We start from the raw sequence: 10,263 nt of genomic DNA on the forward strand, positions 1-10,263 counted from the left end.
ACTAACAAATACGTGGTGATCCTTGATGAGATAGAACAGATTTTATGGCACTTGCTGAATTCATCAACAGAAGTTAGAGAACATCGTACAGAAGTTATTAAACAGCTTCAATTATTGCTACTTAATGCAGATAAAATAGTGTGCTTAGATGCAGACTTAACAGATGTATCTTTAGACTTTGTGCAAAGTGCTGCCAACTGCAAAGATGACGATATCTTTATCATCAACAATGATTATAAAGAAGGGGGATATCAGATTTTTAACCATGAAGAAACTACCCCGGTAAACTGGTTACGGGACTTACTCAAGGCAATTGACAACGGCAATAAAACCCTTATAGCAACTGACTCTCAAAAAATCAAAGGTAGGTTTTCTACTCAAAATATTGAGTCAATTATTATCAAAAAATTCCCCCATTTGAAAGATTTAATCCTGAGAATTGATTCAGAAACAATTGCAGATCCAGAACACCCAGCTTATGGTTGCATCACCAAAATTAACGAGATTATCAAACAATATTTTATAGTGTTAATTTCTCCATCTGTGGGGACGGGAATATCAATTGATGTCAAGAATCATTTTGATAGTGTGTGGGGATGTTTCCAGGGTGTACAGTCAGAAAATGCAGTCAGACAACAATTGATGAGACTTCGTGATAGTGTCCCCCGTTATCTATGGATAGCTCCCAATGGTTTATCTTGGCAGGGGGACGGGTCAACGTCGTTATATTCAATATTAGATGGTAATAGAAGGCAATTTAAAATACATCTCCAACAATTAAAAAACGTTGGATTTGAGGTAGTAGAAGATTACATTAACACCAATGATTCTGCATTAAACTGCTATGCAAAAATGGCTTGTAGAATCAATAATGAGATGAGCGATTATAGGGGAATTATCCTAAAAAATCTTGTTAATGAAGGCAATACACTCACTAATAAATGTGACGACGACGACGAAATTATCAAGGAAGAAATAACAATTATACGAGATGAAAACTACCTGAATGATTTGGACGGAACAGCAGCCATTGATATTGACGACTTAGATGACAAGGGATACGAAAGACTATCAAACCAAAAGGCGAAAACTAAAACGGATAGACAAAGACAGAGAAAATATTCAATTAAAAAACGTTACCAAGTTGATGTTACGCCTGACCTGATTTTGAAAGATGATGACGGCTACTATCCCCAATTACGTCTCCACTATTTCCTGACACTGGGATTTGATAACGTTCCCCAAAAGGATCAAACATCTGCAAAGAAGATGAGAGAAAATCAATCAGTTTTCCTACCAGACTTTAACAAGTCCCAAACATCAGCAAAGGTCAACTTGATGCGATCGCTAAACATCCCCCAAATCCTAGAACTGGACAAATTCACCCAAGCTCACCCATTGCTAATTGATATGGCAGATAAGTCCAAGAATCATATTTGGGATTTGGGAATGTTCGTTGGGAAGCTGCACCCCGACATGACTCCTATTCAAATCCTCAGAAAAATTCTAAAACCATTGGGATTGAAGCTGGACAAAGCAGGACGGGAAGGGACGGGCGATCGCAACCGGATATATAGGATATGTGGCCTCACCGATGGACGTAGTGAAATATTCCAAAAATGGTATGAGTCCGACTTGGCAAAATCTCAGGACGTGAATTGTATCGGACTGATACAAAATGAAATTGAAAACGGTATCACTGCTATACCAAATCCGTCCCAAAATTCTAATATTAATAATGTTGGTTGTCAGGACGTGGACATAAACCAGGACGTTAACCAAAGAACTACACAACCGGTTCACATCCCCCAAAACTGTTTTGTTTGGGACGGTCAAGCCTGGGTTGGTGCAGTCCTGAAAACGTCTGAAACTTTGATTAATGGGACTTACAAAGCACTCGTTACCCTATGGAACGGGTTAGACCGCTGCATCTGGAAACAAGATCAAATAGAAATTTGTTAGGGGGAATTATGGGATTTGACGGACAAATGATCAGCCTCCTGACTGCTGGGAATATAGCACAGGCAAAAGCCCTCATAGCGACCAAATACCCCGGCATTAGCAGATATAGAGTAAATATGTATATCAATTCTTATCGCCGCTTAATTGTTGCCAGAGAAGCTTTGAGGCAAGCCCAAAAGGATAGACTGATTTATCATCAATCCTGATAAGAAAGGCAACTGCCACCCCCCCCCATAACTATCTTTTGGAGGTCTAATCAATGCGGGTTGGCGAGCCGCTTTATAACCCTAAATAAAATTTTTGCATAGCCTCTACTCTTACACTTGCTTTTTGATGTCAATTTAATTTGCTTTAGCGCGTTTTTTGGCTTTGATTTTGGGGATATCTGGCAAATTTTGTATCCAATTTCGGATGACCTGATTTTTGCTAGTATGGGCTGTATCGCAGTGGTAGCAAAGCTTTTCAAATTCTTCCGGCGTGACCCTAACGGAAATTTGCTTAGTTTCGGTATACATTTTTATAGTACATTTGTGCTATAATAATGGTAGCAAATTTTCATGGAAATTAACGCGATGAACAGTTTTCAACCTCTTAATAGATTCAACGCCCAACGTCCCCAATATTTTAGAGAATTTGAGCCAAGCCCCTTACCTACACTGGGTTTGAGCGGAAAACAGCAACAAGAATATTCTATTAGAAAGGCAATTTTAGCAAGTGTCACAGGGAACTGGAGTGATGCTGGTTTTGAGCGCGAGATAAGCAATGAAATTGCAGCGCGTTCCAATAAATCCACCGGGGGCGCTTTTGTCCCGATTTCTGATCTCCTAATCCCGTTAGAAAACCGCGCGACTTATGCCACCGGTACATCTGCCACCGGGGGCGCGACCGTGCAAACTTCCGTTTCAACGGACTATATCAGCTTTTTAAGGAACAAAGCTTTAATCATGCTGATGGGGGCAAGGATGCTATCTGACTTAAACGGGAACTTAAACATTCCGCGTCAATCTGGAATCGCTGCTACGTATTGGGTAGGGGAAGGCGGTGCGGTGTCTCAATCCGAGTCAACTTTTGACGATGTGCGACTAAGACCTAAAACGGTCGGTAACATCAGCAGATATACGCGCTCATTTTTGTTGCAAACATCCCTGGATGTAGAGGGATTCATTAGACAAGATTTAGCTAGTGGTATTGCGTTAGAAATTGACCGCGCTGCTATCAATGGCAGTGGGTCAAGCAATCAGCCATTGGGAATTTTGAACTACCCATCAGCACAAGTCGTTAGTTTGGGGACTAACGGGGGCGCACCCAATTATGACTCTATTATCCAGATGGAAACGTTGGCAAGCACTATAAACGCAGATGTAGGGGCGTTAGGCTTCTTGACCACTCCTAACGCTAGAGGCAAGCTAAAAAGAACCCTCAAAAACCCTACAGCAGCTAATTCTGATTGGATCTGGGAAAATGCTTCAAATTACGATGATCAAATCGGGAATGGTCTATTAAATGGCTATCGTGCTGGGGTTAGCAACCAAGTCCCAAGCAATTTGACCAAAGGAACAGGAACAAATTTAAGCGCGATCATTTTTGGTAACTTCAATGAATTGTTGATTGGGTCATGGGGAGAGTTGGAAATTTTGGCCAATCCCTACGGCGATGGGTATGATTCCGGTGATGTCAAGGTTAGGGCGCTCCAAACCGTTGACATCCAAGCTAGACATGAAAATAGCTTTTGTGTTATCAAAGATGCCATTACAAACTAAGGCATTTAACAAAGCATCAATATCCGTCGTATCCCCTAAATCCTGTACGGTGGCTGTAAATAGCCAAATATATTACTTCGCAGGTGTGGGGATGCCTCTAGATCAACTCCAGGATTATCATTTGAAAGATGCCATAAGATACTGCAAGCTTAGAGGCTGGAACGACTGCAAACTAAGCATTAAGGAAGTTTTAGGAAGGGCATATTCCTTGAAAAGATGATTTTTCCGAGCCTATAGAAGAAAAATAAAACCACTCATGAAAAATGTTTCGTGAGTGGTTTTATTTTGGAGTCGTCAAACGTCAATTTACCGACATTACCCACAGGTGACAGCATTGATAAGGCAGAAACAGCCCCTAACACCTGTTCATCACTCACTTCTAAATACCTTTGTAACTGTTCTAAATTCCGGTGTCCTGACAATTCCTGTATTACCCTTAACGGTATGCCAGCGTTACTCATCTGGGTTAAGGCTGTCCGTCTGAAGCTGTGGGTACTAACTCCAGTGATTCCTACTTGCTCACAAGCTTTCCTTAAAATCCTTGCTGCTGAATCGTGGCTTATATGTCCGTTGCTTCTACCGGGGAACAGGTAATCATTACCAGCTTGGGAGTAGTAGCCAGCGAGTAACCGTCGCAGGTCTTCAATCACTGGGATGGAACGGGTGGCCAGTTTTCCTTTGGTGTTTGATTTTCTAATTACAAATAGTGGTCTAACTTCACCTTTAGGGGTGTAAACATCCCCAGTTAGCAGGGTTACACATTCTCTAATCCTACAGGCACTAAATAAACACACACCAAACAGCATCCGGTCACGGTCATTGTCTAGACCTTGACTAAAAATTAACTGTATTTCTTGCTGTGTAAGAACTTTGGCGCGTCCGTGCCTGTTGATTTTCATGTAATGCCAGCAATTTGCTTTAGATAAGAATACACCAAAACCCCCACACAATAAGTTAGCGAGGGGTTTTTAGTGGTTTGAGGGTGCGGTAAAAACCCACTTTACACATTTTCGATTTTGGCTATCATCCCCCGCAGTACATCATTATCTAGGGATGCTAGGTATTGCTTGAATATTGCTTGAATATCAGCTTTATTGGCTTTACCAACATTACCTACTGGGTAACTACTCACATACTTTTTATAGTTATTCCAGGTCATTGTAGCCGCGTAGTTTTCTATTTTTTGAATTAGATCATCTTTGGCAGTTTCTAAATGTTCAACTGTTTCTACTTCAACAATTACATCTACTATTTGATCATCTGTTTCCGGTTCAGTTTGTGGTTCAGGTGAGGGTTCAGGTTGTGTTTCTGTTTTAGGTGAAGGTTCAGGACTAGGTTCTAATTTAGCTATAGGAACAGCACCAAACAAGTCATTAATTGTGTTTTGGTAATTTACTAACTCGTCTGGACAAATTTCTCTGATGGATGCGATCGCTTCTTGTACCATTTGTGCAGCCGATACCATTTGAGATTCAACGCTACCCAACTGCTGAAGGTAAGCTTGGATATGGCGCTGCTTTTCTTGCAATAGTTCGATTTGAGATTGGATGTCAGCGTAAGCGGATTGTTGTGAAGCGATAACTTGATTTAGCAACATTGTAGAGATTCCTTATTTTGAAGTGGTTAAAAGGGGGCGGTGAAGTGTTTACCCCTCAAGGTGTTTACTGTGTCTACACCTTGTTTACATTCTCAATATACCAAGTCTGTCTACAGTTGTCTACCCTGTAAACATTAAAATTACTTATCTTGTCTACAGTGTCTACATTTAGTTTACTTATGAATGTTGACATAGTGTAGACAATAGTAAACAAAGTAGCTATGATCTTGATGTAAACATAAAGTAAACACTGTAGACATTATGACCACTACTAACAATGCTCCTATTTCATTTCGCCTAACAGATGACGAATTGGAACTGTTACGGCAACATCAGGAAGATGGGGAAAAAAGCTTAAATTTGACCGCTAAGAGACTTTTATTAAATGCCTTGGGTGTAGATGCAAAAAAGCCTAGTATACAAGTTGTAAACAGTGTAGACACTGTCTCTTATACACATCTAGATGTGTATAAGAGACAGCTATTATCCAGATGGAAACGTTGGCAAGCACTATAAACGCAGATGTAGGGGCGTTAGGCTTCTTGACCACTCCTAACGCTAGAGGCAAGCTAAAAAGAACCCTCAAAAACCCTACAGCAGCTAATTCTGATTGGATCTGGGAAAATGCTTCAAATTACGATGATCAAATCGGGAATGGTCTATTAAATGGCTATCGTGCTGGGGTTAGCAACCAAGTCCCAAGCAATTTGACCAAAGGAACAGGAACAAATTTAAGCGCGATCATTTTTGGTAACTTCAATGAATTGTTGATTGGGTCATGGGGAGAGTTGGAAATTTTGGCCAATCCCTACGGCGATGGGTATGATTCCGGTGATGTCAAGGTTAGGGCGCTCCAAACCGTTGACATCCAAGCTAGACATGAAAATAGCTTTTGTGTTATCAAAGATGCCATTACAAACTAAGGCATTTAACAAAGCATCAATATCCGTCGTATCCCCTAAATCCTGTACGGTGGCTGTAAATAGCCAAATATATTACTTCGCAGGTGTGGGGATGCCTCTAGATCAACTCCAGGATTATCATTTGAAAGATGCCATAAGATACTGCAAGCTTAGAGGCTGGAACGACTGCAAACTAAGCATTAAGGAAGTTTTAGGAAGGGCATATTCCTTGAAAAGATGATTTTTCCGAGCCTATAGAAGAAAAATAAAACCACTCATGAAAAATGTTTCGTGAGTGGTTTTATTTTGGAGTCGTCAAACGTCAATTTACCGACATTACCCACAGGTGACAGCATTGATAAGGCAGAAACAGCCCCTAACACCTGTTCATCACTCACTTCTAAATACCTTTGTAACTGTTCTAAATTCCGGTGTCCTGACAATTCCTGTATTACCCTTAACGGTATGCCAGCGTTACTCATCTGGGTTAAGGCTGTCCGTCTGAAGCTGTGGGTACTAACTCCAGTGATTCCTACTTGCTCACAAGCTTTCCTTAAAATCCTTGCTGCTGAATCGTGGCTTATATGTCCGTTGCTTCTACCGGGGAACAGGTAATCATTACCAGCTTGGGAGTAGTAGCCAGCGAGTAACCGTCGCAGGTCTTCAATCACTGGGATGGAACGGGTGGCCAGTTTTCCTTTGGTGTTTGATTTTCTAATTACAAATAGTGGTCTAACTTCACCTTTAGGGGTGTAAACATCCCCAGTTAGCAGGGTTACACATTCTCTAATCCTACAGGCACTAAATAAACACACACCAAACAGCATCCGGTCACGGTCATTGTCTAGACCTTGACTAAAAATTAACTGTATTTCTTGCTGTGTAAGAACTTTGGCGCGTCCGTGCCTGTTGATTTTCATGTAATGCCAGCAATTTGCTTTAGATAAGAATACACCAAAACCCCCACACAATAAGTTAGCGAGGGGTTTTTAGTGGTTTGAGGGTGCGGTAAAAACCCACTTTACACATTTTCGATTTTGGCTATCATCCCCCGCAGTACATCATTATCTAGGGATGCTAGGTATTGCTTGAATATTGCTTGAATATCAGCTTTATTGGCTTTACCAACATTACCTACTGGGTAACTACTCACATACTTTTTATAGTTATTCCAGGTCATTGTAGCCGCGTAGTTTTCTATTTTTTGAATTAGATCATCTTTGGCAGTTTCTAAATGTTCAACTGTTTCTACTTCAACAATTACATCTACTATTTGATCATCTGTTTCCGGTTCAGTTTGTGGTTCAGGTGAGGGTTCAGGTTGTGTTTCTGTTTTAGGTGAAGGTTCAGGACTAGGTTCTAATTTAGCTATAGGAACAGCACCAAACAAGTCATTAATTGTGTTTTGGTAATTTACTAACTCGTCTGGACAAATTTCTCTGATGGATGCGATCGCTTCTTGTACCATTTGTGCAGCCGATACCATTTGAGATTCAACGCTACCCAACTGCTGAAGGTAAGCTTGGATATGGCGCTGCTTTTCTTGCAATAGTTCGATTTGAGATTGGATGTCAGCGTAAGCGGATTGTTGTGAAGCGATAACTTGATTTAGCAACATTGTAGAGATTCCTTATTTTGAAGTGGTTAAAAGGGGGCGGTGAAGTGTTTACCCCTCAAGGTGTTTACTGTGTCTACACCTTGTTTACATTCTCAATATACCAAGTCTGTCTACAGTTGTCTACCCTGTAAACATTAAAATTACTTATCTTGTCTACAGTGTCTACATTTAGTTTACTTATGAATGTTGACATAGTGTAGACAATAGTAAACAAAGTAGCTATGATCTTGATGTAAACATAAAGTAAACACTGTAGACATTATGACCACTACTAACAATGCTCCTATTTCATTTCGCCTAACAGATGACGAATTGGAACTGTTACGGCAACATCAGGAAGATGGGGAAAAAAGCTTAAATTTGACCGCTAAGAGACTTTTATTAAATGCCTTGGGTGTAGATGCAAAAAAGCCTAGTATACAAGTTGTAAACAGTGTAGACATGGTTCAGGTACAGGAATTGATAGAAACTGCTGTACAGGAAAAATTAGAGAAGTTGACTATTGTTGACAATGTAGACATTTTAAAAAAGCTGATAGATGAATCATTAGCAGATGGGGGAATTGGTGAGGCGATCTCTACTTCCTGCGAAGCAGCAATGGGTCAATTTAATGGGCTTTTAGAGGAACTACAGGAATTAAAAAAGCAGTTTGAAGAATTAACATCAGTTCCCCTCGTGCCTGTTCCACAATCCCCAATTAATGAACAACTGACAACGGACAATGGAGAATTGTTAATTGTCAATAACCAATTACCAGAACAGGAAACAGGGAACAGGGAACAGGGGACTGGAGAACATGAAGATGTTGATCTAGCTGACTCCCTAACGGACAATGATCAAATCATCAAATTATTGATTATTGAAGGTATTGCCGAAGGCGAATTGTACAACGCGGAAACATTGAAAACTGATGGTATTTTTGACGCGATGCGCGAAAATCAAAGCATATTGGAACAGCTAACAGGTGAGAAATTAACCCTTAGAGAAGATACGGGGGATATCAACAAAATATTAAAATTTATGGGATATGCCACGGAACGCACCACCAAAAACGGGAAAAAATACAATAGGATAAAATAGCATAAATTCCCCAACAAAAAAACACCCCTAGCATATCAGTTAGGGGCGTTTGCAATGTCAGCAGAATTATTTTAATCCTCAAAAATCAAAGGTTTTCCGTTAAAATGTTGATAAAGTTTATTAGCTTCAAACCACTTGGGTAGCGTATATTCAACGTCCTTCAGTTTAGTACCTTGTGCATCAACTAAACCGTGTTTTATAACTACCCTAGATAATGGCTTATCCCCATCTGCTGAAAACTTTTCAATCAATATACTACCAGCTTCCCTCATTGCTGCTGTACCTTCACCAAAGGCTTCATTAGTCCCCAAGTGGGTAACACCAATAAACCGTTCTTTAGCTTTGCGAGTATCTGAGAATGTAGATTTAATAAACCGTTGTACAGTTTCTTTATCAATATCCTTCAGGTGAGTAAATTCATCAAGTAGGAATTGTTCAGCTTGCTTATCATCCAAATCTTGTCCTATCCGTTCTAAACGGCGTTCGTAGGTATCCTGTAAAGCTTCAATAATGGCAGAATCATTATCAGCTTTAAGCTGTGCCTCTAGCAACTTCCAAACTTTACTATTAGCACCGTTTAAATGTCTATCAGCTATCCGATAAACTGGGATATTTAAGCAGTATTTCCTGATTAGTGCGATCGCTACAGATGTATTAGTTTTCCCTGTTCCCTGCTCTCCAATTATCCAAAGCGGTTTAGCTGCTTTAATCACAGTCCATAACCAGCCGTCCTCATGGTTCTTTAAAACTTCAACCAAACTATTCTTTAATTCTTCATTGGGTGTAGGTTGTTTACTGTCTTGAGTAGGTTTATTTAACTTGTCAATCTTCCTGTTAGTCTCCAAAGTCTCCAGATTATTCTTAGCAGTTTCCTTGTCAAGTTCCGACAATTGCAACTGATGACCCTTGAGGGATAATTGACCCTGTAATTGTCCGTTTAGGTGGTCAAGCTGTACCTCACCTTCTGACTTTAGCTGCTGTATAGTTTCTGCTGTTTGTCTAGCAATAACTTGTTTAGTTATTTCCGCCTGATTTGACTTACTAAACCCAAATAAATCTATGTGATTTTGTTCTATAATGTCCATCTCAAGTGCCTTTATTTTGAGTAGCTTAAACTGAGAATGTATTGATTTTTCTTGACTATCTGTTAATGCCTTGCTGACACCATAAGCAGCCAACAAGAATAAACTAGAACATAGTCCAAAGTTGATCGCTTTGTCATCTTCAGGTGGTAACAATTTAACTACTTTGATATTCTCATCAAATAGTTGGTTTCTGCGTTCTCTGTCAACTAAAAACGATATTCCTCTCTTGATGTTGTAACCCCTGCAATTATCCTTGACA

General features: G+C 40.1%; 12 protein-coding genes. 6 read left to right on the forward strand and 6 right to left on the reverse strand.

Annotated features, from left to right (window positions below):
* Together FJR06_RS10280 and FJR06_RS10285 are read left to right on the forward strand one after the other, a co-directional pair.
* The coding region (locus FJR06_RS10280) for a plasmid replication protein, CyRepA1 family (protein ID WP_371723762.1) at window positions 1-1,962 on the forward strand (1,962 nt) is incomplete at its 5' end.
* An 8-nt stretch (window positions 1,963-1,970) separates the two neighbouring features.
* On the forward strand, window positions 1,971-2,168 hold the full coding sequence (locus tag FJR06_RS10285; protein ID WP_168651370.1) for a hypothetical protein: 198 nt from the start codon (window positions 1,971-1,973) through the stop codon (window positions 2,166-2,168).
* A gap of 135 nt (window positions 2,169-2,303) precedes the next feature.
* On the opposite strand, the gene FJR06_RS10290 is transcribed toward FJR06_RS10285, so the two are convergent.
* A complete protein-coding gene (locus tag FJR06_RS10290; RefSeq protein WP_168651371.1) occupies window positions 2,304-2,477 on the reverse strand; it encodes a hypothetical protein in 174 nt (57 codons plus the stop codon).
* Window positions 2,478-2,519: 42 nt separating this feature from the next.
* Between FJR06_RS10290 and FJR06_RS10295 the strand changes: the two genes are divergently transcribed.
* On the forward strand, window positions 2,520-3,722 hold the full coding sequence (locus FJR06_RS10295; RefSeq protein WP_168651372.1) for a phage major capsid protein: 1,203 nt from the start codon (window positions 2,520-2,522) through the stop codon (window positions 3,720-3,722).
* Window positions 3,723-3,976: 254 nt separating this feature from the next.
* Here the strand turns inward: FJR06_RS10295 and FJR06_RS10300 are convergent, their stop codons facing one another.
* Both FJR06_RS10300 and FJR06_RS10305 read right to left on the reverse strand, forming a co-directional pair.
* Window positions 3,977-4,621 (reverse strand): tyrosine-type recombinase/integrase, encoded by a 645-nt coding sequence (locus tag FJR06_RS10300; RefSeq protein ID WP_168651373.1) that lies wholly within the window; start codon window positions 4,619-4,621, stop codon window positions 3,977-3,979.
* A gap of 101 nt (window positions 4,622-4,722) precedes the next feature.
* Entirely contained in the window at window positions 4,723-5,319 is a 597-nt protein-coding gene (locus FJR06_RS10305) for a hypothetical protein (RefSeq protein WP_168651374.1), read from the reverse strand.
* A 261-nt stretch (window positions 5,320-5,580) separates the two neighbouring features.
* Between FJR06_RS10305 and FJR06_RS23965 the strand changes: the two genes are divergently transcribed.
* Window positions 5,581-5,835 (forward strand): hypothetical protein, encoded by a 255-nt coding sequence (locus tag FJR06_RS23965; protein WP_217359775.1) that lies wholly within the window; start codon window positions 5,581-5,583, stop codon window positions 5,833-5,835.
* Complete coding sequence (locus FJR06_RS10310; RefSeq protein WP_168651375.1) at window positions 5,811-6,242, forward strand: phage major capsid protein; 432 nt, start codon at window positions 5,811-5,813, stop codon at window positions 6,240-6,242. Before FJR06_RS23965 ends, FJR06_RS10310 begins: the two co-directional genes overlap by 25 nt.
* A gap of 254 nt (window positions 6,243-6,496) precedes the next feature.
* Here FJR06_RS10310 and FJR06_RS10315 read toward each other — a convergent pair whose 3' ends face one another.
* Window positions 6,497-7,141 carry a tyrosine-type recombinase/integrase gene (locus tag FJR06_RS10315; RefSeq protein WP_168651373.1) on the reverse strand — a complete coding sequence of 215 codons (645 nt, stop codon included), beginning with the start codon at window positions 7,139-7,141 and terminating at the stop codon, window positions 6,497-6,499.
* Between the two features lie 101 nt (window positions 7,142-7,242).
* Complete coding sequence (locus FJR06_RS10320) at window positions 7,243-7,839, reverse strand: hypothetical protein (RefSeq protein WP_168651374.1); 597 nt, start codon at window positions 7,837-7,839, stop codon at window positions 7,243-7,245.
* Window positions 7,840-8,100: 261 nt separating this feature from the next.
* Between FJR06_RS10320 and FJR06_RS10325 the strand changes: the two genes are divergently transcribed.
* The gene (locus FJR06_RS10325) at window positions 8,101-8,919 is read left to right on the forward strand and encodes a hypothetical protein (RefSeq protein ID WP_174783453.1); all 819 of its coding nucleotides are present in this window, start codon (window positions 8,101-8,103) and stop codon (window positions 8,917-8,919) included.
* Window positions 8,920-8,990: 71 nt separating this feature from the next.
* Here FJR06_RS10325 and FJR06_RS10330 read toward each other — a convergent pair.
* Window positions 8,991-10,263 (reverse strand): ATP-binding protein (locus FJR06_RS10330; protein ID WP_168651376.1); only part of this gene is annotated, 1,273 nt, incomplete at its 5' end.

This window comes from Dolichospermum sp. UHCC 0352 (assembly GCF_009711925.1).
In the GTDB taxonomy this organism is placed as follows: Bacteria; Cyanobacteriota; Cyanobacteriia; order Cyanobacteriales; family Nostocaceae; genus Dolichospermum; species Dolichospermum lemmermannii.

Bases quoted from the DNA above. Each gene is read 5' to 3' on its own strand.
- FJR06_RS10310 (WP_168651375.1), top strand. From the start codon at position 5,811: ATGGAAACGTTGGCAAGCACTATAAACGCAGATGTAGGGGCGTTAGGC.
- FJR06_RS10305 (WP_168651374.1), bottom strand. From the start codon at position 5,319: ATGTTGCTAAATCAAGTTATCGCTTCACAACAATCCGCTTACGCTGAC.
- FJR06_RS10295 (WP_168651372.1), top strand. From the start codon at position 2,520: ATGGAAATTAACGCGATGAACAGTTTTCAACCTCTTAATAGATTCAAC.
- FJR06_RS10315 (WP_168651373.1), bottom strand. From the start codon at position 7,141: ATGAAAATCAACAGGCACGGACGCGCCAAAGTTCTTACACAGCAAGAA.
- FJR06_RS10300 (WP_168651373.1), bottom strand. From the start codon at position 4,621: ATGAAAATCAACAGGCACGGACGCGCCAAAGTTCTTACACAGCAAGAA.
- FJR06_RS10285 (WP_168651370.1), top strand. From the start codon at position 1,971: ATGGGATTTGACGGACAAATGATCAGCCTCCTGACTGCTGGGAATATA.
- FJR06_RS10290 (WP_168651371.1), bottom strand. From the start codon at position 2,477: ATGTATACCGAAACTAAGCAAATTTCCGTTAGGGTCACGCCGGAAGAA.
- FJR06_RS23965 (WP_217359775.1), top strand. From the start codon at position 5,581: ATGACCACTACTAACAATGCTCCTATTTCATTTCGCCTAACAGATGAC.
- FJR06_RS10325 (WP_174783453.1), top strand. From the start codon at position 8,101: ATGACCACTACTAACAATGCTCCTATTTCATTTCGCCTAACAGATGAC.
- FJR06_RS10320 (WP_168651374.1), bottom strand. From the start codon at position 7,839: ATGTTGCTAAATCAAGTTATCGCTTCACAACAATCCGCTTACGCTGAC.